This window comes from Haloactinospora alba (assembly GCF_006717075.1).
GTDB classification, from domain to species: Bacteria; Actinomycetota; Actinomycetes; order Streptosporangiales; family Streptosporangiaceae; genus Haloactinospora; species Haloactinospora alba.
On sequence record NZ_VFQC01000001.1, the window covers coordinates 1,324,015 to 1,344,238 of the forward strand.

A 20,224-nucleotide genomic window follows, 5' to 3' on the forward strand; every position below is an offset into this window, starting at 1 on the left:
AGAAGGCGGCTGGGGACCCGATGGCGACGGTGACGTGGCGGCCACGCAACATTCGCCTCGTCGCCTACGGACTCGCTGCTCTCGTCCTGGCGACCATGGTGGTCCTCGCGCTGATCCTGCCGCCGGACTGGAGGCTGCAGGACCGCGCCGGCCTGGTCCTCTTCGGGGTGTTCGCGGTGTTCGCACTTCACCTGCTGGGGCGGCCACGGTTGGTGGCCGAACAGAACCAGGTCATCGTGGTGAACAGTATCCGGACCCACGTGCTGGAATGGGCGGAGATCATCGACATCCGGATGCCCACGGGTGAGCCGTGGCCGACGATCGACCTGGCCGACGGCTCGACCCTGGCCGTACTGGGTATCCAGAGCAGCGACGGTGAGACCGCCCGGAGGAACCTCTCCCGCTTCCGGAGCCTGCTGCACGACCGCGGCGAGGCACAGGAACCCTGAACACATCCCCACCCCGCGTCCGCCGCGGGGCGGCCAGCGGCTGCAGCCGCCGGTCCCTCCCGAAGGCTCGGAGGCTCCTCGGGAACGAGCGCGAAACCGTTCGGCGCTGCCGGGTGGGGGTGAGTGGCTCAGATCATCCGGAGGAGGGAACCGTGACGGTCTCCTCCCCGAGGAAACTGGGTTTGTGCACCTGGGCGGTGGTAACCAGGTGCTCGGCGAGCTCCTCGGCATCCAGCCGCTTCTCGATCCGGCGCAGGTCGCCGACGTTGGCCGCCGTCTCCGCCTGGCGGGGGGTGAGCAGGGTGCAGCAGTCCTCGTCAGGGAGCTCGGAGATGGACAACGTCCCGATCGCCCGTGCCTGGTCCATGATCTCGACCTTGTCCATACCGATGAGGGGGCGAAGGATCGGAAGATCCACCGAGTCGTCCAGCGCGGTGATGTTCGTCATCGTCTGACTGGAGACCTGCCCCAGCGCGTCACCGGTGATCAGGGTCTCGGCGCCGAGGTTGTCGGCCAGCGCCTCAGCGGTCTTGAGCATCAACCTCCGCTGGGCGAGGATCTGTAGCCGGTCGGTTCCCGACGTCGTGAGCTGCTGCTGAGCCTTGCCGAAAGGCACCACGAACAGCCGGGACCCCACCTGGAACCGGTCCAGCTGGCGCACCAGGCTGTAGGCCTTGTAGATCGAGTCCGGGCCGGTGAACGGCATACCGGAGAAGTGCAGGAAGTCGACCTTCAGACCTCGGCGCATCATCCGGTGCGCGGCGACGGGAGAGTCGATACCGCCGGACATCAGGGCGAGGCCACGCCCGCTCATCCCGACCGGGAGTCCTCCCTGGCCGGGGATGCCGTCGGTGAAGACGAACACCTCGTCCTTGTCGACCTCCAGGAAGACCGTGTTGTCCGGGTGTTTCAGGTTCACCGCGAGGCCGTGGTGCTCCTTGATCCGCGCTCCCACGTAGCCCGCGAGTTCGGAGGAGCTCATCGGGAACCGCTTGTTCCGCCGCCGGGCCCGCACCGCGAAGGTGCCGGTGCGGTCAGCCAGGGAACGCACGGCGACGTCGGTTACCGTGTCCACGTCCTTGGCGACGCGGCGCACCAGGTGTACCCACACGATCCCCATGACGTTGCGTACCCGCTCGGCGAGTTCGGCCACACGCTCGTCCGGGGCGTCCGGCAGCCGGATGATGATCACCCCCGAGCCGCGCTGCGAGAGCTTGATGTCGCCAAGCCCCCGTGCGGCCGAGCGGATGTTGCTGTGCAGCCTGCGCTCGAACAGCTTGCGGTTGCTGCCCTTGAGGACGATCTCGCCGAGTTTCATCAGCAGGCACAGCTCGCCAGCATCACGTCCGGCCGGGCCGGCAGCGTGTGCGGTCTGCGACCCTTCTGTGGTCTCGGACGTAGCGGTCACGTGCGTCTCCTATGCGTGCTCCGGAGGGTGCGGTGGGCGTAGCCCCGGCGTACGGGGCCCTACCTCCAGTATCGGCCATGCGGGCCACTGGTCGCACCGGTACAGAGACGCGCTCCGCCACAGCGGAGGCTGCGGCGGAGCGCGGAACGTGGCTGGGGAGGTCCGGGTCAGCCGAAGAACACCTCAGCCTCCTCGTACCGCTCCGAGGGAACGGTCTTGAGCTTGTCCGTCGCTGCGGAAAGCCCCACCCGGTTGATGTCGGTACCCTGCAGCGCCACCATCGTTCCGAACGCGCCGTCGTGCACCGACTCGATGGCGTTCACACCCAGGCGGGTCGCCAGCACCCGGTCGAACGCGGAGGGGGTGCCGCCGCGCTGCACGTGACCGAGCACGACCGAGCGGGCTTCCTTGCCGGTCCGGGACTCGATCTCCTCGGAGAGGCGCTGGCTGATTCCGCCCAGCCGGACATGGCCGAAGGCGTCCTTCTCCCCGGTCGCCAGCTCCATCTGGCCCTCCTGCGGGTGGGCCCCCTCCGCGACGACGATGATGGGAGCGTAGTTGGTCTTGAACCGGCTCTCCACGTGGGAGACGACCTCGTTGATGTCGAAGGGCTTCTCCGGGATCAGGATGACGTTCGCCCCCGCGGCCATACCGGAGTGCAGGGCGATCCACCCGGCATGCCGCCCCATGACCTCGACGACCAGAGCGCGGTGGTGGGACTCGGCGGTGGTGTGCAGCCGGTCGATGGCCTCGGTGGCAATGTTCACGGCCGTGTCGAAGCCGAACGTGTAGTCGGTCGCGTTGAGGTCGTTGTCGATGGTCTTGGGCACTCCGACGACCTTGACCCCGCTGTCGTGGAGCTGGGTCGCGACCCCGAGCGTGTCCTCGCCCCCGATGGCGACCAGGGCGTCGATACCGAGTCCGGCCATGTTGTCCTTGACCCGCTCGACCCCACCGTCGATCTTCAACAGATTGGTGCGTGAGGACCCGAGAATGGTGCCGCCACGCGGAAGGATTCCGCTGACCGCAGCGCGGTCCAACGGCATAGTGTCGCCCTCGAGGGGGCCGCGCCAACCATCGCGGAAACCTACGAACTCGTAGCCGTAGTCTTTGATGCCTTTGCGGACCACCGCGCGAATGACCGCGTTCAGTCCCGGGCAGTCGCCGCCACCGGTCAGCACCCCGACTCGCATGCGTGTACTCCTCGAACTCGTTGGAACATCTCGAATGCCATGCCGGGAGCAGAGCGCCCGCGCATGGACACTTGACCTCGCGGCCCGCCGCCGTCAGCCTAACGACAACGATGTGGCGGACGTCACGGTATCCGTCCTTCCTGTGTGACCAGCTGGTCCCTCCGCAACGATGCGCAGGACGACAGTCCACAGCGAGACGCGCGTGCCCGTCCGGTCCGCCCACATGGTCTAGACCATAGTCGTCCAACATGCTGGAGGCCAACCCGATGTCCGTGCTCACCATCGACGCCGGGACGACGGGCGTCACCGCGCTCATCGTCAGTGAGAACGGCACAGTTCTGGCCCGCGGTTACCACGAATTCGGTCAGCACTATCCGCAGACCGGCTGGGTGGAACACGTTCCCGAGGAGATCTGGCAGGCGACACTGGCAGCGTGCCAAGAGGCTCTGGACGCGACCGGAACCACCCCCACGTGCGTCGGCATCACCAACCAGCGTGAGACGGCCGTGCTGTGGAACCGCGCGCGCGGCAACTCGCCCCGCCGCGCGATCGTGTGGCAGGACCGACGCACCGCGGGGATCTGCACGGAACTGCGCGACGAGGGACACGAGAGCCGGGTGACGGACGTGACCGGGTTGCGGCTGGACCCGTACTTCACCGCCACCAAACTCACCTGGGTGAAACGCAACGACCGGCGCGCGTGGAGCGGTGTCGAGTCCGGCGACGTTGTCGTCGGAACCGTGGACTCCTACATCGTCTCCCGGCTGACCAACGGGGCCCGGCACGTCACCGACGCCAGCAACGCCTCACGGACCCTGCTCTACGACATCAGGACCCGACAGTGGTCCCCGGAGATGTGTGAGCTGTTCGGAGTGCCCGCGAGCGCCCTGCCGGAGGTGGTGCCCTCGTACGGCAGGGTGGGAGAGACCGACCCCGACGTGTTCCTGGGGCTGCGGATCCCGATCTCCGGGATCGCCGGAGACCAGCAGGCCGCGATGTTCGGCCAGACCTGCTACCAGCCGGGTTCGTCCAAGTGCACGTACGGAACGGGATCGTTCGTGCTGCTCAACACCGGCACGGAGGTGGTGGAGCCGAAGCACGGCCTGCTCAGTACGGTCCTGTGGCAGCATCCCGACGGTGCGACGGAGTACGCACTGGAAGGGTCGATCTTCGTCACGGGCGCGGCGGTGCAGTGGTTGCGCGACGGTCTGGGGCTGATCGACCGGGCTCCGCAGTCCGAGGCGCTGGCAGCCAGCGTGAGTGACTCCGCGGGGGTCGTGTTCGTTCCCGCACTGACCGGTCTGGGCGCCCCGGACTGGGATCCCCAGGCGCGTGGTGCGGTCTTCGGTATCACCCGCGGTACCGGCCGGGCGCACCTGGCACGCGCGACGCTGGAGGCGATCGCGTTCGAGGTGCGGGACGTCGCCGAAGCCATGGCGAACGCGTCGGGGAAACAGCTGCCCGAGCTACGGGTCGACGGCGGCGCGGCCGGTAACAACCTGCTGTGCCAGATCCAGTCCAACCAGCTCTCCGTGAGCGTCGCCCGTCCCGTGGTGCAGGAGACCACCGCTTTGGGAGCCGCCTTCCTCGCCGGCCTCGGCACGGGAGTCTGGGAGTCCACCGAGGAGCTGGCACGAACGTGGCAACTCGACCGGCGCTTCGAGCCCGGTCAGCGCGATGACACCGCGTACCGCCGGTGGCGCGCCGCTGTCGAACGTTCCAAGGGGTGGGCGGACCTGGGGTGAGTTCCCCTCCCCGCGTTCCTCACTCGTCCAAGCCTTGGTCGATGGCGTAGCGGGCCAGTTCCACGCGGTTGTGCAGCTGGAGTTTGCTCAGCGTGTTCTGCACGTGGTTCTGCACTGTGCGGTGGGAGACAGTGAGACGCTCGGCGATGCGTTTGTAGCTCAGCCCCTTGGCCACCAGGCGCAGAATCTCCGTCTCCCGAGGGGTCAGGTAAGGAGTGTCTCCCCGCTCGTTCTCACCCGTGGCTGCTGACTGCGGTCCGGAAGCCATCCTGCGGTACTCACCGAGGACGAGTCCGGCGAGACCGGGGGTGAAAACCGCTTCGCCCTCGTGGACGCTTCCCACCGCCGCGATGAGTTCCTCCCGGCTGGCTGACTTCACCACATAGCCAGTGGCTCCCGCTTTCACCGCGTCGAGCACGTCGGGTTGCTCACCGCTGGCCGAGAGCACCAGGACACGGGGTGGTTCGGCCATGGCGACGAGCCGCTGCGTCACCTCAACCCCGGAGATGTCGGGAAGCTGGAGGTCAACCACCGCGACGGTGGGTTGGGCGGCGGGCGCCACGCGGATCGCCTTGTCGCCCCTGCCGGCTGTCGCCACAACGTCCATCCCGGCTTCAGCGAGGTCACGCGCCACCGCGTCACACCACATCGGGTGGTCGTCGACCACCATGACCCGGACTCGGTTCGCATCGGCGGGTGTGTCCATGCCACGAGACCATAGCCTGTCCCCACCGCTGGCGACACACCTCTTGTCCCTCTCCGAGGCGCCCGGCGCCATCAACCCCGTTGCGGGGAACCTCGCCGGTTCCCGGAGCTACCCGTCATCGGGGCCGCCCCGTTGGGGCGGTGGGATGGGGGTGGTGAGCAGTTCCACGGTGTCGCCCTTCGTCACCGTTCCGGTGGGCGAGTAGTCATTGACCCGCTGGCCACCGCCGAGGATCTCGTTGACCTCCACGTTGAGACCGAGATCCTCCAACTCCTCGCGGGCGTCCTTGACCTTCCACCCCGTCACGTCGGGGACAGTGAACTCCTCCTCACCGGAGGAGACGGTGAGCGTGACCGTGTCGCCGGCGCTGACGTTGTCCCCCGAGGCCGGGTCCTGCTCCATGACCTCGCCCTCGGCGACGTCCTCGCTGGACTGTTCGGTGACCTCGACACCGAGTCCCTGGTCCTCCAGTTCCGAACGAGCCTCGTCCTCGTCCATGCCCGTGACCGAGGGAACCTCGACCCCGGAACTCACGGTCAGTGTCACGGACTCCTCCCGGTCGGCGTTGTCACCGGGAGCCGGGTCCGTTGCCAGAACCGTACCCACCGGCTGTTCCCGTGAGGCTTCGTCCTTCTCCTCGAACTCGGAGAAGCCGGCGTCCTCCAGCGTGGAACGGGCGTCCTCGGCCGAGGAGTTCGTGACGTCCGGCATATCCACGGTCCGCGGCCCCTTGGACACGACCACTGTCACGGCCTCGCCGGGAAGGACGCGGTCCCCGATGGCGGGCGCCGCGGAGGCGATCTCTCCTTCCCGCGCGTCGTCGCTGTAGACCGTGTTGTCGTCCACCTTGAGCCGCAGGCCGTCCTCGGCCAGCTGCTCCTCGGCGGCGGAGGGGGTAGCCCCGACGACGTCGGGGACCTGCTCGTAGCGGCCGAACAGGAACCACCACCCGAACGCGATCAGGACGAGAGCGAGCGCGCCGGCCACGACCAGCGCCGGCCACCGGGACCACCAGCGCCGGGAGCCGGGGCCGTCATCCTCGACGCTGTCCACGTCGACGACCAGGGTCTCGTTGCCTGACCCGGGGGTGGCTTTCCCCGCCGTGTGGGGCAGGGTGGGCTCCACCGGGGCGTTCGGCTGCGGGGAAGCGGCCTGTGCGGCTTCCAGTACTTCGGACAGGTACTGGTTCGCGTCCGCCGGGCGGTAGCGCGGGTCGCGCTCGGTCGCTTTGGTCACCAACCGGTCGACCCCGTCCGGAAGTCCGGGAACCGTGGCGGAGGGGCGGGGAACGTCGGCATTGACGTGCTGGTAGGCGACAGAGATCGCGTTCTCGCCGGTGTGCGGCTGCGCGCCGGTGAGGAGTTCGTACAGCATGATGCCAGCGGCGTAGACATCGCTGCGCGTGTCCGAACTGCCCTGTTCGATCTGTTCCGGGGCGAGGTAGGCGGCGGTACCCATCACCGTGCCGGTGCGGGTCATCTGCTGGTTGTTGGACTGCCCTGCCCGTGCCAGCCCGAAATCGGCCACCTTGACCCGGTTGTCCTCGGTGAGCAGAACGTTCTCGGGTTTCACGTCCCGGTGCACGATGCCGGCGTTGTGCGCGGCCCCCAGCGCCGCCAGCATCGATCCCATGATTCCCAGGGCCTCCGCGGCGGGGAGGTTCCCACGCTCGTCGAGGACCTCGCGCAGCGTACGACCGGGAACGTACTCCATGGCGAGGTAGACATGCCCCTGGTCGGTCCCCTGGTCGAACACCTGTACGACGTTGGGGTGGGAGAGTCTGGCCACCGAGTGCGCCTCGTTGATGAAACGGCGGACAGCCACCGGGTCCTGGGCGAGAGAGGCATGCATCACCTTGCACGCCAGCCGCCGGTCGAGGCGGGTGTCACGGGCCACGTAGACGGTGGCCATACCACCACCGGCGACGGTCGACTCTATGCGGTACCGGTGGTCGAGCGTCGAACCTATGAGGGGGTCCGCAGTTACCATCGAGATTTCCGGGGCGAAAGCCCTTGCCTACTCTCTGCTTCGGGGAAGTCTCCAGCCGCGTTCCTCGCGTCGCCGGACGGCCGGGCCCTGTTCGGTGGACGCCTGTCCCACCGTGCGGCGCTGGATGCGTCGCTCGTGACGAACGGCGTCCACCGAACACGGCCCCGGCACGAGGTCGCGCCACCCACGTGATTATAGGTGTGATCGCGCGTGCTCGATCTGGCCTGGACCAACCGCGACGCGTGCGCGGACCTCCGGGCGGCTCGTGCCGTCGGGGAGCCCACCCGTCCCGCGGGCTTTGCTTCCGCCCGTTCCTGTGACACATGCCGCCCCGGGGAGGAGGGGCCGCGTCCCGGCCGGGCACCGGGCGGAACAGCCCGGCCGCGCCACCCACGCGGAGGTGACCGCGCGCCTTCCCGGGACGTCTTGGCACGGCAACGGGATCGTGCCACTCGGACCTCAATCGGGGGCGGGGGAGGAGGCCTGGGCGTAACGGCGTACCGGTATCCGGCCGGCCTGGTAGGCACCCCGCCCCGCGCGGATCGCGTCCCGCATGGCCGCCGCCATCAGCGCGGGGTCGTGCGCACGGGTGATCGCGCTTGCCAACAGCACCGCGTCGCAGCCGAGCTCCATGGCCAGCGCCGCTTCGCTCGCGGTGCCGATTCCGGCGTCGACGATGACGGGCACCCCGGCCTGTTCCACGATGAGCTCGATGTTGTGCGGGTTACGGATGCCCATGCCCGAACCGATGGGGGCGCCCAGGGGCATGACCGCGGCGCAGCCGAGCTGCTCCAGCCGCCGGGCGAGAACGGGATCGTCGTTGGTGTAGGGCAGCACCGTGAACCCGTCGTCCACCAGCCTCTCCGCCGCCTCGAGGAGCTCTGCCGGATCCGGGAGCAGGGTTCGCTCGTCGGCCACCACCTCCAACTTGACCCAGTCCGTGCCCAGCGCCTCGCGGGAGAGGCGAGCGGTACGCAACGCGTCAGCGGCGGTGAAGCACCCCGCCGTGTTCGGCAACGGGCGTATCCCGTTGCGTTGCAGCACATCCCATACCGACCCCCGCGTCTCCGGGGAGACACGCCGCATCGCCACCGTGGTGAGTTCGGTCCCCGAAGCGCGGAGGGCCTCTTCCAGTACCTGTGGTGAGGGGGCGCCACCGGTTCCCGCGATGAGCCGGGAGGAAAAAGTGTGTCCGGCGAGAACGAGGGGGTCGCGGGGGAGTGCGGGGGCAGCCTGGCCGTTGTTCTCGGGCATGGTCAGCCTCCCTGCACGGGTGTCAGTACGTCCACGCGGTCGTTGTCGCTGAGTTCCGTGTGCTCCCACCGCGCTCGCGGGACCACCTCGTCGTTGACCGCCACAGCGACGCGGTGCGAAGTGTCGGTGACGGAGCGAACCGCCTCACCCACACTCGTGTGCGGTTGTACCTCGCGCTGCTCTCCGTTGATAACCACGTTCATCGTTCCTCCTCGCTCCCGGTGGGCAGACGGTCCGTGGCGAACGCGCGCGCATAATCGGGAAGTTCGCCACCGGCCAGGGCCTCGGCCATGGCATCCCCGGTAGCAGGAGTGAGGAGCACGCCGTGCCGATGGTGTCCGACTGCCAGATGCAGGCCGGGAGTGCGGGTCGGACCCAACAGGGGGGCATTGTCCGGGCTTCCCGGCCGCAAACCCACACATGTTTCGGTGATCTCCAGCTCACTGACGCCGGGGACGAGTTCGTGGGCATCCCGCAGGATCTCCCACACGCCGCCCACGGTCAGCCGGGTGTCATGGCCCATCTCCTCCTGGGTGGCGCCCAGCACGATCTCCCCGTTGGCGCGCGGAACGAGGTAGACGGGCGTTCCCTTGACGAGCCCTCGGACGGTACGGGTCACGACCGGTTCCTGGTCCTCGGGCGTCCGGAGCCGCAGAAGCTGGCCCTTGACCGGTCGCAGTTCCGGTAGGAGGCCGGGTGCCAGGCCGCTGATGGCGCCGGTCCACACACCGGCCGCCAGTACCACGTGGCGGCCGCGCACCTCGCCACCGGACTCCAGCCGCAGCCCCGCGGCCTGTCCCTGCGCGTACAGAACCTCGGTAACGCGGTCCCGCACGCCGACGGCACCATGCCGTTCCGCCGCTGTGCGCAGCGCTGCCATGAGCGCGCGTGGATCGACGGAATGGTCGTCCGGGGCGACGATCCCGCCCCGCACCGCCGGTGCCAGCATCGGCTCCAAGCGGCGGCACTCGCGAGCGGTGAGCCGTTCGGTCTTGATCCCCAGCCGGTTCTGCAACTCACCGAGGTCGGTGAGTTTTGCGAGGTCGTCAGTGTCGAATGCGACCTGCAGTGTGCCTTCGGTCCGGTACCCCGTCGGAGTGCCGCTCTCCTCCTCCAGCTCGGTGATGAACTCCGGGTAGCGGTTACGGGACAGGGTTCCGAAGCGCATCAGCGTTTCCTCGCCGAACGTGGCCTCTGACGCGGGAGTGAGCATTCCCGCCGCGACTGGGGAAGCGGCCTCGGAGATCTCAGGGGCGACGATGGTGACGTGCAAGCCGCGTTGTGCGGCCCGCCACGCGGTGACGAGGCCGATCACTCCCGCGCCGGCGATCACGACATCGGAGTCGTTCGTGTGCACAGCTGTTCCTCCCTCCCTTCGCCGGTATGACCCGGATCAGGTTTGCGGTCGGAGGCACGGCGCCTCCCTCTCAGCCGGTTCGGCTCCCGCGGGGTGTTCTCTCCCTGCGAGTCTAGGACCTCTGTCCGCAGCGCGGTGTTCCCCGCGGGAACCGGAGGTCGGGGCGGGGAACGGTTCGGACGCGTTACCCGGAGGTGTGTGCGATATTGGAGGGGTGACACGGAACGATCGCGATACGGACGCTCTTGTCGGGGAGTGGCTGCCCATCGGGGCGGCCGCGAAGAAGCTCAACGTCAGCCCCAACCGGATCAAGCAGTTCATCCGGGAGCACAAGCTTCTCGGGGTCCAGCGCGGAGGTGAGCTCGCGATCCCGGCGGCGTTCGTCGTGAACGGGAACATCCTCAAGGGGCTCCCCGGGACACTGACGCTCCTCTCCGACTGCGGCCTGACGACGGACGAGGCGCTGCGGTGGCTGTTCACCTCCGATGACTCGCTGCCCGGCTCTCCCATCGAGGCCCTCACCGAGGACCGCGGAACCGAGGTGCGCCGCCGGGCCCAGGCGCTGGTGTAAAGCCGGTCCGGATCCCGAACCCGGGGCCGCGCGGCCGTCGGCTCCGTCGACGTGGCGGGCGTGCGCCGGAAGTTATCCTGGCGGCGTGAATCACAGTCTTCTGAGACAGCGCCTGAACGACGCCCGACTTTACCTGTGCACCGACGCCAGAACGGAGCGGGGCGACCTCGCCGAGTTCCTCGACGCGGCGTTGTCCGGGGGCGTCGACATCGTCCAGTTGCGCGACAAGGGGCTGGAATCCCGTCAGGAACTGCGGTACCTGGAGACGGTGCGTGCCGCCTGCGAGCGCCACGGTGCTCTGATGGCCGTCAACGACCGCGCCGACATCGCCTGTGCCGCTGGAGCTGACGTCCTGCACCTGGGGCAGAACGACCTTCCGGTCCCCGAGGCCCGTTCGATCATAGGGGAGACTCCTCTGGTGGGCCGTTCCAACAATCGGGCCGACCTCGCCGCCGCCTCTGCCCAGCAGGAGGGCGTCGACTATTTCTGTGTCGGCCCCGCATGGGAGACGCCGACCAAGCCGGGCCGTCCCGCGGCTGGGCTGTCCCTCGTCGCCGAGGCCGCCGCTCTGGGAAGTTCCCGTCCGTGGTTCGCCATCGGTGGGATAGACCTGGAGAACCTCGGTGAGGTGCTGTCCGCCGGAGCCAACCGGGTGGTGGTCGTGCGTGCGATCACGAACGCCGAGGACCCGGCGGCGGCCGCTGCCGAGTTCCAACGGAGGCTGTCCCGGGACACGGCCCCATCAACAGCACCCGACAGCCGTTCCTAACACCGTTAGGTAACGATTGCCGGGAGGATTCTGTACGCGGCGCGCTTCCGCCTCTAGCGTCGGGTGATAGATGTCACGGACAACCCACGAGGGGCGAGGCTCATGCGTAGCACAATGCAGGATGCACCGTTGTTCATCGCTGATCTGGTTGATTACGGAACCACCGTGCACAGCGACGCTCAGGTCACGACATGGACCGGTGACGGGCCACGCCGGAGCAGCCTGGGCGAGGTGGGCCGCCGTACAGCCCAGCTCGCCCACGCGCTGCGCGGGCTGGGGGTCACGGGCGACCAGCGTGTGGCCACGTTCCAGTGGAACAACCAGGAACACCTGGAGGCCTACCTCGCCGTCCCCGCGATGGGCGCGGTGCTGCACACCCTGAACATCAGGCTGCACGGCGAGCAGATCACCTACATCGCGGACCACGCCGAGGACCACGTGGTCATCGTCGACGCCGCGCTGCTTCCGCTGTTCGCGCCGATCCTGCCGCGTATGGCCACGGTCCGGCACGTCATCGTTGCCGGGGGAGATCCCGGTGAACTCAACGTCGAGGGCGTGCAGGTACACCGTTACGAGGACCTGCTGGAAGGCCAGCCCGAAAGTTTCTCGTGGCCCGCCGTCGACGAACGCGACGCCGCTGCCATGTGCTATACATCCGGCACGACCGGTGCTCCCAAGGGTGTGGCGTACAGTCACCGTTCGATCTGGCTGCACTCGATGCAGGTCTGCATGACCGATGGGAAGGGGCTGAAGCAGTCGGACAACGCACTGGCCGTGGTCCCCATGTTCCACGCCATGTCCTGGGGGCTGCCCTACGCCGCGCTGATGGTGGGCGCCTCACTGCTGCTTCCGGACCGTTTCATGCAGCCGGCGACGCTGGTCGACATGATCGACGCGGAGCGTCCCACGATCGCGGCCGCGGTCCCCACGATCTGGCAGGGCGTGGCCCAGGAGCTGGAAGCCATGCCCCGCGACGTCTCCTCGTTGGAGAGCGTCCTGGTGGGCGGTTCCGCATGCCCACCCGCCCTGATGGAGATGTTCGAGGAACGCTACGGGATACCCATCCTGCACGCGTGGGGCATGACAGAGACCTCACCCCTGGGAAGCGTCGCCCATCCTCCGGCGGGGACCGCGGGCGAGCAGCGGTGGGGATACCGGCTCAGCCAGGGGCGCCTTCCGGCATCGGTCCGGGGCCGGCTCATCGACTCCGACGGGTCCCCCGTCCCACACGACGGGGAGAGCGTCGGCGAGCTCGAGGTGCGTGGTCCCTGGATCGCTGGCTCGTACTACGGGGACGAGGACCCGGACAAGTTCCACGACGGCTGGCTACGCACCGGTGACGTGGGAACCCTCACGCCGGACGGCTTCCTTTACCTCACCGACCGGTCCAAGGATGTCATCAAGTCCGGAGGCGAGTGGATCTCCTCGGTCGAGCTGGAGAACAAGGTGATGGCGCATCCGGCCGTGGCCGAGGCGGCGGTGATAGCCGTTCCCGACCCCAAGTGGGACGAGCGCCCACTGGTAGCGGTGGTGCTGAGGGAGGAGAACGACGCCACGGCAGAGGAGCTCCGCAACTTCCTGTCCGACCGGGTGGCACGCTGGCAGCTTCCCGAAAACTGGGTGTTCGTGGCCGAGGTGCCCAAGACCAGTGTCGGCAAGTTCGACAAGAAAGCGTTGCGGAGCCAGCACTCCTCCGGTGAGCTGACGGTGCTCGAGACACGAGGGTGAGCGCACCCGCCCGATGTCCGGAGGGCTGTTCCCGACGGGTGCCGGGGCCAGTGTCGGGACGCTCTCCCCGCGAGCGCACGGGTACGCGGCAGTGTGGGCTTGTCCCGCTGCGGGCGTTCCCGTGCGCCGGACACCCGCCCAGTCGGGTTCCGCGCGGGCGGGGTTCCGCGGTCAGCCGTGCACGTGCGCCAGAGCGCTGGGGTGTTTACGTAGGTACCCCTCGATGGACTGGGCCGGGTGGCCCGCTACGTCCGGCACGGTGGAGGAGACGGTACTGAGCTCGCCGGAGGCGATCGCCGCGTACGAACTGGCCCACCCCTCGACGGCCCACTCCGGAGCGCCCGAGGACCGGCGTGAGGCCAGGGCCTCCTGCCACGTCTCGGGAACGTAGCGCACCGCGCGGCCGGTGAGGGCGGAGAGTTTCTCCGTTGTCTGGCCCAGGGTTACGGCCTCCGGCCCAGTGACGTCGTAAACGCGCCCGTCGTGTGCCGGAGCCTCAGCGAGTACGGCGGCCGCCACGTCTGCGATGTCGTCCCGGGAGACCCAGGCGATACTCCCCTGGCCCGCTGGCCCACGGATCACTCCCCGCTCATCGGCCCAGTGCGGAACCAGGTCCAGATACAGGCTGGGGCGTAGGAACGTGTATGCCACACCGGTGGAACGGATGTGGGCCTCGGTGTAGAAGTGGTCCCGGGCGAAGGTGAACGTCGCCGCCGGTCCAGCGGCGAGGAAGGAGAGGTAGACGATCCTGGTCACTCCGGCGGCGACCGCGGCGTCCACCGCTCCGATGTGCTGGCGCACCCGTTCCGGGGATTCGGCGGCCGACACGAGGAACAGTGTGTCGGTTCCCTTCACCGCTCGGGTGAACGTGTCCGTGTCCTCGTAAGCGGCCATGGCCGCGGCAGCGCCGGGAAGCTCCGGTGCCCGGTTGATGTCACGAACGATGAGCCGCTGCGTGGCACCGCTGCGCGCCAGGCGCGCGGCCACGCGTCCGCCGAGAGCGCCAGTGGCACCGGTGACCCCGACAGTGTGCGATATTGCCTGATCCTCACCCATGTTTTCCTATTGTCCCGATGGAAGGCCGCGGGCGCACTTGTCCATGGCGACTGCGCGGGAATTCAGGGTGGGAACAGTCGCCACCCCCGCCACTTCCGGCGGGAGCATGGGGGGTGGAACCGCCCTGTGACCGGGGATGAGAAACGGACACGGGGCGGTTCGCGTTCCGACTCCGGTGGCGGCGGTCGCCTGCACCTCCCGGTCGTCAGGCAACCGCCCTCAGGGTGGAAAGAGGCACACTCGGGCCCGTGCCCGGCCGAGAGGGGCCACGCGACGTGGAGCCAGCGGACCCACAGCACGGGCCCCTGCCGGAAACACCACGCACAACGCGCTGGGACAGGGCTCCTGCCCGTGGGACCGTGCTGGAACCCGTGGACACCCCCGTCTCCGGCTCATCCGTCCGGCGGGTGAGCGACGGACACAGCACCACGGCCCGCGGGACACGTGGTGGCGGGGCGTACACACCTCCTCTACCCCGACCGGAGCCGCGAGCGGGCGGGCGCTAGTGTTTCCGTGCGGTAGCGGCCACGATCAGGTCCGAGAGTGCCCGACGGGCGTCATCGGTGATCCGGCTCCGGTCCAGCGCCCGGTTCGCGTTCTCCACGTACTCCTCGATGCGCCGCTCGCACGCTGCCAGCGCTCCGCTGCTTTCCACCAGGTCCCGCATCCACTCCACCGCGGGATCCGACAGTTCGGGTTCTCCCAGGAGCTGCTGGAACCGGTCCGAGGTCGTCGTGTCGACACGCTGCAGCGTCTCGGCGACGAGCAGGGTGCGTTTACCCTCCCGCAGGTCGTCCCCCGCCGGCTTCCCGGTCTGCTCGGGATCGCCGAACACGCCGAGGATGTCGTCACGCAGTTGGAAGGCCGTACCCAACGGGATCCCGTAGGAGCTGTACACGGGGGCGAGTTCCTCGTAGCGCCCCGCCAGTGCCGCACCGAGCTGGAGCGGGCGTTCCACCGTGTACTTGGCCGACTTGTAGTGCATTACCCGCTGGGGGGCCTCCGTGGAGCTGGTTTCGCGTACCTGTTCCACCATGTCCAGGAACTGTCCCGCCATAACCTCGGTGCGCATGTCCGCGAAGGGTTTGCGTCCCGCACGCAGCGCTTCGGCGGGAAGGGCGCTGCCCGCGTACATGTCCTCACACCAGCTCAGACACAGGTCGCCGAGGAGTACGGCCGCCCCCCGCCCGAACTCGGCGGCGTCACCGCGCCACCCGGCTTTCTCGTGGAGCTCCGCGAGTCGCCGGTGGGTTGAGGGAAGCCCCCGGCGCGTGTCGCTGTTGTCGATCACATCGTCGTGAATGAGGGCACACGCTTGCAGGAACTCCAGCGACGCCGCGGCGGTGTAGACGGCCGGGTCTTCCGTGCCGCCGGCTCCCCGCCATCCCCAGTAACAGAACGCCGGACGCATCCGTTTGCCGCCGGAGAGCAGGGCGTCCAAGGCCTGCAGGACCGGAGCGAGTTCGGTTCCGATCCGGTGTACCTCGGAGCTTCGCTGTTCTAGGAAGGCCGTCAGCTCGGCGTCCACGGCCGGACGGACCGAGGCGATGGGGGAGGAGTACGAGGAGTCCATGGCCGCAGATTATCCCTTGTCGGAAGGGGGAAACGCCGCTTAGGAGGGGGTGGGTTATCAGGTGGCGTAGGTGCGTGGCCTAGGGTATTAACCATGTTTGGCTCACCGACATCCAATGAGACAGGGCGCCCGGCCGAGACCCGGCCGCGTCACATTCCTGATCTGCTCTCCGCCGGCGAACCGACATTCTCCTTCGAATTCTTCCCGCCGAAGACTCCGGAAGGCGAGCAGAAGCTTTGGCGGTCCATCCGCGACATCGAGGCTCTGCAGCCCTCGTGGGTGTCCGTCACGTACGGGGCCGGTGGCGGAACCCGAGACCGGACAGTGGAGATGACCGAGCAGCTGGCGACGGACACGACGCTGCTCCCGCTCGCGCACATGACCGCTGTCAACCATTCGGTGAGCGAGCTGCGCCACCTTATCGGCAGGTTCGCCAGTGCGGGTGTGAACAACATGCTCGCGCTGCGCGGGGATCCGCCAGGAGACCCGCTGGGCGAATGGGTGAAGCATCCCGAGGGACTGGAGTACGCCTCGGAGCTGGTCCGGTTGGTCAAGGAGAGCGGCGACTTCAGCGTCGGTGTGGCGGCCTTCCCGTTCAAGCACCCGCGCTCGGCCAGTGTCGACGAGGACACGGACTTCCTCGTACGCAAGTTCCAGGCCGGAGCCGACTACGCGGTCACGCAGATGTTCTTCGATGCCGAGGACTATCTGCGGTTGCGGGACCGGGTCGCTGCTAAGGGGGGAGGCGACACCCCGATCATTCCCGAGATCATGCCGGTGCTGCAGCACTCCACGATCGAGAAGTCCGAGCAGCTGTCCGGCGCTCCGTTCCCCAAACACCTGGCCGAAGAGTTCGAGAGAGTGTCGGACGACCCGAAGGCAGTGCGTGAGCTGGGAATCGACCAGGCAACCCGGATGTGCGAGCGTCTCCTGGACGAAGGCGCACCCGGGATCCACTTCATCACGTTCAACCAGTCCACAGCCACCCGTGAGATCTATGAGCGGCTTTCCGGGAGCCGCGTTCCCGCAGCGGCAGGCGCGCGGACATGACGGTGAACGGTTGGTGCGGATTCCCGGGGAAGTAGAACTCCCGGAGCACGTCAGTGAACCCGCACGAACGGTACAGCCGGTGCGCAGCGGTTGCTCCGCTGTGTGTCGACAGGGCGGCGGTGCGCTCGGAGCGCACCGCCGCCAGCCGTTCCAACAGGGACCGTCCGACACCGTGTCCCTGCCAGGAGGGGTGGACGTGTAGCTCGGCGAGTTCGAACGGGTTACTGAACCACTGGTGCTCCTCGGATGGAGCGCGGGTCAGGAGTTCCTGAAGGACGCTGTCGTGCCACCACTGGCCGCGTTGGCCGCGGAAACCGTAGGCGAACCCGGCAGCTGTCCCGTTGCCGGTGGAGACGGCGACAACCGCGTGGAAACGCGGGTACTGCGCGTGGTGCTCCATGATGGCCCGACGCCCGGCGGCGTGGTCCGCGGGAGGTGCCATCGCGTTCATGTAGATATCCACGAGCGCGGGCAACGCGCGGAGGAATGCCGGGGCGGCCAGGTAGCGTAGTTCCACGCCGGTGCTCACACTGTCCAGAGTATCCGCAGCATCCGCCTCGGTGGCAGGGACGGGGCTCCACCGTGCCCGAACGCGTGCTCGACGCACGGGGAGCGGCGGCAACCGGGTGCCGCCTGGACGGGCTGGGCTCGTGAGCGCGGAAGCGGGTGAGGGTCCCGTACTCCGTTACTGACGGGACCGCCGGTCTTCTCTGCGGTACGGAGGACGGCGGCCCCGCACGCCGCTATTGCGCGGGGGCGCCGTCAGGGCCTCGTCAGAAGGCCTCCACTGCGCGGCGCGCTTCGGGGTCCAGAACGCCCCAGTTGATCAGCTCCTCGGTGAGCTCCCCTGGCGACCGGTCGTAGATCACGGCCAGCGACCTGAGGTCCTCCTGCCGGATGGAGAGCACCCGGCCGTTGTAGTCGCCGCGTTGGCTCTGGATCGTTGCCACGTAGCGAGCGAGAGGACCTGCTTTGTCCTGCGGAAGCTGCTGCATACGTTCCAGATCGATGACGAGCTTAGGGGTGGGGCCCAAGGGAGCGGGTGCGGAACCGCCCGGCAGCAGCTCGGACATGGGCACACCGTAAAAGTCGGCCAACTCGGAGAGTTTCTGTACGGTGACCGCCCGGTCGCCCCGTTCGTAGGAGCCGACGACGACGGCTTTCCAGCGCCCGTGGGACTTCTCCTCCACTCCATGCAGGGAGAGCCCCTGCTGAGTGCGGATGGCGCGCAGCCGCGCACCTAGGGACTTGGCGTATTCCGTTGGCATCTTCTTGTCGCTCCCCGGCCGTGAGGTGGTTTGGTGTGGGCTTGTTCATCCGGGTGGTGCGGTTGTGCCGTTATCCCGGGAATCAGCAGAGCGCGGTTACGCAGTGGTGCTCACCGAACTCCCTCCACCCAGACTAGTTACGGACAGTGACCATAAGACTGTCTGGGGGCCAGGTCAAGCTGTTGGGCGGAAACGGGTTCATTGTGTAACCAAACCGTGCGTAAGTGAAACTCCGCTGAAAATGGGGGTTATCCGGGCGATGTAGGAATCCCTTGCTACCCACAAGCCCGTATTCGTCGGGCTTGTGGCATTTCGAGGCCCGTGTTCGGAGGAAGGGCGTCGCTCTCCCCACTTGCTTAGTGTCGGTTATGTCAACGCATTTTACCGTGACGATGGTCACATTTTTTGTATGTTTCGTGCCGCTGTCTGGTGGGGTCCGTGGGCGGAAGTGCTGCCGAGGCGCTGGTAGCGTGATCAGTAATCGACGTCCTTTAACGGCCTGTTCAGCGAGACAGGGAAGGAGGTCATCACTGTGTGTGCGCAAAAACGCGCTGAGAGTGATGCTCACACGAATGCCGACGGGAGCCGGAACCAGGACAGGAGTCACGACGCACGTGCCGTCCTGGAAGGCCCCGAGATCCACCGTGCCCTGACACGGATAGCGCACGAGATCCTGGAGCGGACCAAGGGCGGCGGCGACATCACGCTGCTCGGAATCCCGACCCGGGGCGTTCCGCTCGCGAAGCGGCTGGCCGAACGCATCCACCGGGTGGAGGAGCGCTCCGTTCCCTGGGGAGCGCTGGACATCACCATGTACCGCGACGATCTGCACCTGGCGCCGGCGCGTGCCGTGGGTCGCACCGAGATCCCCAGTGACGGAATCGACGGCAGTATCGTCGTCCTCGTCGACGACGTACTGTTCTCCGGCCGCAGCGTACGGGCAGCCCTGGACGCGCTGAACGACCTGGGGCGCCCCCGCGCGGTACAGCTGGCCACCCTCGTCGACCGCGGCCACCGCCAGCTGCCGATCCGGGCCGACTACGTCGGGAAGAACCTGCCCACCTCGCTGCGCGAGACGGTGACGGTCACACTCGAGGAGACCGACGGCGAGGACGCGGTCCTTCTCGGTCCCACCAGATCCCGTTCCAGCCAGGGAGAGGACCAGTAATGCGGCACCTGCTCTCCGCCGGAGACCTCTCCCGGGACGAGGCCAACCACGTTCTGGACACCGCGCAGGAACTCGCCCGGATCAGCGGGCGCTCAGTGAAGAAGTTCCCCACCCTGCGGGGGCGAACCGTAGTCAACCTCTTCTACGAGGACTCCACCCGTACCCGGACCTCCTTCGAGCTCGCGGCGAAACGCATGTCCGCGGACGTGATCAACTTCTCCGCCAAAGGCTCCAGCGTCGCGAAGGGCGAGAGCCTCAAGGACACCGCGCTCACCCTGCAGGCGATGGGGGCGGACGGCATCGCGATCCGGCACGGTGCTTCCGGCGCGGCACACCGCCTGTCCACGTGGGTCGACGGTGCCGTGCTCAACGCGGGGGACGGTACGCACGAGCACCCCACCCAGGCGCTGCTGGACGTTTTCACCATGCGGGAACGGATGGGAAGCCTGGAAGGGCTGCGCGTCACCATCGTCGGCGACGTGCTGCACAGCCGGGTGGCGCGTTCCAACGTGCTGCTGTTGCACACGCTCGGTGCCGAGGTGACGCTTGTCGCCCCGCCGACGCTGCTTCCCGTTTCGGTGGGTACATGGCCGTGCTCCGTCTCCTACGAGCTGGACGGGGTCCTGCCACACAGCGACGTGGTGATCATGCTTCGCGTCCAGGCCGAACGCATGCAGGACGCCTTCTTCCCGAGCGCACGGGAGTACATCCGCCGCTACGGCATGGACGGGGAGCGCGTCGCCAAACTCCACGACGACGCCATAGTGATGCACCCCGGTCCCATGGTGCGCGGGATGGAGGTAACGGCCGAGGTCGCCGACTCCCCCCGCTCAACCGTTACCGAGCAGGTCACCAACGGCGTCAGCGTACGGATGGCCGTTCTGTACCTCCTGCTCGGCGGCTCAGAGTCGGCTATCGGAAACTAGCAGGGAAACATCCG

The 20,224-nt window shown here is 68.0% G+C and carries 19 protein-coding genes and 1 riboswitch; of the genes, 8 read left to right on the forward strand and 11 right to left on the reverse strand.

Annotated elements, in window-relative coordinates; all coding sequences use genetic code 11:
- Positions 1–20 precede the first annotated feature (20 nt).
- Positions 21–449: a PH domain-containing protein gene (locus FHX37_RS06025; RefSeq protein ID WP_141925049.1), complete on the forward strand. Its 429-nt coding sequence runs from the start codon at positions 21–23 to the stop codon at positions 447–449.
- 133 nt (positions 450–582) lie between these two features.
- Here the strand turns inward: FHX37_RS06025 and thiI are convergent, their stop codons facing one another.
- Both thiI and FHX37_RS06035 read right to left on the reverse strand, forming a co-directional pair.
- A complete protein-coding gene (gene thiI, locus FHX37_RS06030; RefSeq protein ID WP_246062121.1) occupies positions 583–1,857 on the reverse strand; it encodes a tRNA uracil 4-sulfurtransferase ThiI in 1,275 nt (424 codons plus the stop codon).
- Between the two features lie 167 nt (positions 1,858–2,024).
- Complete coding sequence (locus FHX37_RS06035; protein ID WP_141922585.1) at positions 2,025–3,050, reverse strand: 6-phosphofructokinase; 1,026 nt, start codon at positions 3,048–3,050, stop codon at positions 2,025–2,027.
- Between the two features lie 248 nt (positions 3,051–3,298).
- Between FHX37_RS06035 and glpK the strand changes: the two genes are divergently transcribed.
- Positions 3,299–4,795 (forward strand): glycerol kinase GlpK, encoded by a 1,497-nt coding sequence (gene glpK / locus FHX37_RS06040; protein ID WP_246062123.1) that lies wholly within the window; start codon positions 3,299–3,301, stop codon positions 4,793–4,795.
- A 19-nt stretch (positions 4,796–4,814) separates the two neighbouring features.
- On the opposite strand, the gene FHX37_RS06045 is transcribed toward glpK, so the two are convergent.
- From FHX37_RS06045 to thiO, 5 genes are all read right to left on the reverse strand, one after another.
- Positions 4,815–5,501: a response regulator gene (locus FHX37_RS06045; protein ID WP_141922587.1), complete on the reverse strand. Its 687-nt coding sequence runs from the start codon at positions 5,499–5,501 to the stop codon at positions 4,815–4,817.
- Positions 5,502–5,609: 108 nt separating this feature from the next.
- A complete protein-coding gene (gene pknB, locus FHX37_RS06050) occupies positions 5,610–7,496 on the reverse strand; it encodes a Stk1 family PASTA domain-containing Ser/Thr kinase (RefSeq protein WP_141922589.1) in 1,887 nt (628 codons plus the stop codon).
- Positions 7,497–7,949: 453 nt separating this feature from the next.
- The gene (locus FHX37_RS06055) at positions 7,950–8,744 is read right to left on the reverse strand and encodes a thiazole synthase (protein ID WP_141922591.1); all 795 of its coding nucleotides are present in this window, start codon (positions 8,742–8,744) and stop codon (positions 7,950–7,952) included.
- A 2-nt stretch (positions 8,745–8,746) separates the two neighbouring features.
- Positions 8,747–8,947 (reverse strand): sulfur carrier protein ThiS, encoded by a 201-nt coding sequence (gene thiS / locus FHX37_RS06060; protein ID WP_141922593.1) that lies wholly within the window; start codon positions 8,945–8,947, stop codon positions 8,747–8,749.
- Complete coding sequence (thiO, locus tag FHX37_RS06065; RefSeq protein ID WP_141922595.1) at positions 8,944–10,101, reverse strand: glycine oxidase ThiO; 1,158 nt, start codon at positions 10,099–10,101, stop codon at positions 8,944–8,946. The genes thiS and thiO overlap by 4 nt, the downstream gene beginning before the upstream one ends.
- Positions 10,098–10,201, reverse strand: a riboswitch (TPP riboswitch). It overlaps the preceding gene by 4 nt.
- Before the next feature lie 114 nt (positions 10,202–10,315).
- Here thiO and FHX37_RS06070 point away from each other — a divergent pair.
- The 3 genes from FHX37_RS06070 to FHX37_RS06080 all read left to right on the forward strand — a co-directional run bounded on the left by FHX37_RS06070 (position 10,316) and on the right by FHX37_RS06080 (position 13,169).
- Positions 10,316–10,672 carry an Rv2175c family DNA-binding protein gene (locus FHX37_RS06070; RefSeq protein ID WP_141922597.1) on the forward strand — a complete coding sequence of 119 codons (357 nt, stop codon included), beginning with the start codon at positions 10,316–10,318 and terminating at the stop codon, positions 10,670–10,672.
- Positions 10,673–10,772: 100 nt separating this feature from the next.
- A complete protein-coding gene (gene thiE / locus FHX37_RS06075) occupies positions 10,773–11,441 on the forward strand; it encodes a thiamine phosphate synthase (protein ID WP_394344511.1) in 669 nt (222 codons plus the stop codon).
- Between the two features lie 102 nt (positions 11,442–11,543).
- Positions 11,544–13,169 carry a long-chain fatty acid--CoA ligase gene (locus FHX37_RS06080; RefSeq protein WP_141922602.1) on the forward strand — a complete coding sequence of 542 codons (1,626 nt, stop codon included), beginning with the start codon at positions 11,544–11,546 and terminating at the stop codon, positions 13,167–13,169.
- 171 nt (positions 13,170–13,340) lie between these two features.
- Here FHX37_RS06080 and FHX37_RS06085 read toward each other — a convergent pair whose 3' ends face one another.
- Positions 13,341–14,225, reverse strand: coding sequence for an SDR family oxidoreductase (locus tag FHX37_RS06085; RefSeq protein ID WP_141922604.1), 885 nt, complete (start codon positions 14,223–14,225; stop codon positions 13,341–13,343).
- Positions 14,226–14,727: 502 nt separating this feature from the next.
- Positions 14,728–15,798, reverse strand: coding sequence for a polyprenyl synthetase family protein (locus FHX37_RS06090; RefSeq protein ID WP_141922606.1), 1,071 nt, complete (start codon positions 15,796–15,798; stop codon positions 14,728–14,730).
- 93 nt (positions 15,799–15,891) lie between these two features.
- On the opposite strand from FHX37_RS06090, the gene metF reads away from it, so the two are divergent.
- Complete coding sequence (gene metF / locus FHX37_RS06095; protein WP_141922608.1) at positions 15,892–16,848, forward strand: methylenetetrahydrofolate reductase [NAD(P)H]; 957 nt, start codon at positions 15,892–15,894, stop codon at positions 16,846–16,848.
- Here metF and FHX37_RS06100 read toward each other — a convergent pair.
- Together FHX37_RS06100 and bldD are read right to left on the reverse strand one after the other, a co-directional pair.
- The gene (locus FHX37_RS06100; protein WP_246062129.1) at positions 16,766–17,377 is read right to left on the reverse strand and encodes a GNAT family N-acetyltransferase; all 612 of its coding nucleotides are present in this window, start codon (positions 17,375–17,377) and stop codon (positions 16,766–16,768) included. The genes metF and FHX37_RS06100 overlap by 83 nt on opposite strands.
- Before the next feature lie 244 nt (positions 17,378–17,621).
- On the reverse strand, positions 17,622–18,116 hold the full coding sequence (gene bldD / locus FHX37_RS06105; protein WP_141922610.1) for a transcriptional regulator BldD: 495 nt from the start codon (positions 18,114–18,116) through the stop codon (positions 17,622–17,624).
- Positions 18,117–18,648: 532 nt separating this feature from the next.
- On the opposite strand from bldD, the gene pyrR reads away from it, so the two are divergent.
- Complete coding sequence (pyrR, locus tag FHX37_RS06110; RefSeq protein WP_141922612.1) at positions 18,649–19,284, forward strand: bifunctional pyr operon transcriptional regulator/uracil phosphoribosyltransferase PyrR; 636 nt, start codon at positions 18,649–18,651, stop codon at positions 19,282–19,284.
- A complete protein-coding gene (locus FHX37_RS06115; RefSeq protein ID WP_141922614.1) occupies positions 19,284–20,210 on the forward strand; it encodes an aspartate carbamoyltransferase catalytic subunit in 927 nt (308 codons plus the stop codon). The genes pyrR and FHX37_RS06115 overlap by 1 nt, the downstream gene beginning before the upstream one ends.
- Positions 20,211–20,224: the final 14 nt, after the last annotated feature.

Bases quoted from the DNA above. Each gene is read 5' to 3' on its own strand.
- thiS (WP_141922593.1), bottom strand. From the start codon at position 8,947: ATGAACGTGGTTATCAACGGAGAGCAGCGCGAGGTACAACCGCACACG.
- FHX37_RS06085 (WP_141922604.1), bottom strand. From the start codon at position 14,225: ATGGGTGAGGATCAGGCAATATCGCACACTGTCGGGGTCACCGGTGCC.
- FHX37_RS06055 (WP_141922591.1), bottom strand. From the start codon at position 8,744: ATGCCCGAGAACAACGGCCAGGCTGCCCCCGCACTCCCCCGCGACCCC.
- glpK (WP_246062123.1), top strand. From the start codon at position 3,299: ATGCTGGAGGCCAACCCGATGTCCGTGCTCACCATCGACGCCGGGACG.
- FHX37_RS06080 (WP_141922602.1), top strand. From the start codon at position 11,544: ATGCGTAGCACAATGCAGGATGCACCGTTGTTCATCGCTGATCTGGTT.
- FHX37_RS06115 (WP_141922614.1), top strand. From the start codon at position 19,284: ATGCGGCACCTGCTCTCCGCCGGAGACCTCTCCCGGGACGAGGCCAAC.
- bldD (WP_141922610.1), bottom strand. From the start codon at position 18,116: ATGCCAACGGAATACGCCAAGTCCCTAGGTGCGCGGCTGCGCGCCATC.
- FHX37_RS06025 (WP_141925049.1), top strand. From the start codon at position 21: ATGGCGACGGTGACGTGGCGGCCACGCAACATTCGCCTCGTCGCCTAC.
- metF (WP_141922608.1), top strand. From the start codon at position 15,892: ATGTTTGGCTCACCGACATCCAATGAGACAGGGCGCCCGGCCGAGACC.
- FHX37_RS06045 (WP_141922587.1), bottom strand. From the start codon at position 5,501: ATGGACACACCCGCCGATGCGAACCGAGTCCGGGTCATGGTGGTCGAC.
- FHX37_RS06035 (WP_141922585.1), bottom strand. From the start codon at position 3,050: ATGCGAGTCGGGGTGCTGACCGGTGGCGGCGACTGCCCGGGACTGAAC.
- FHX37_RS06090 (WP_141922606.1), bottom strand. From the start codon at position 15,798: ATGGACTCCTCGTACTCCTCCCCCATCGCCTCGGTCCGTCCGGCCGTG.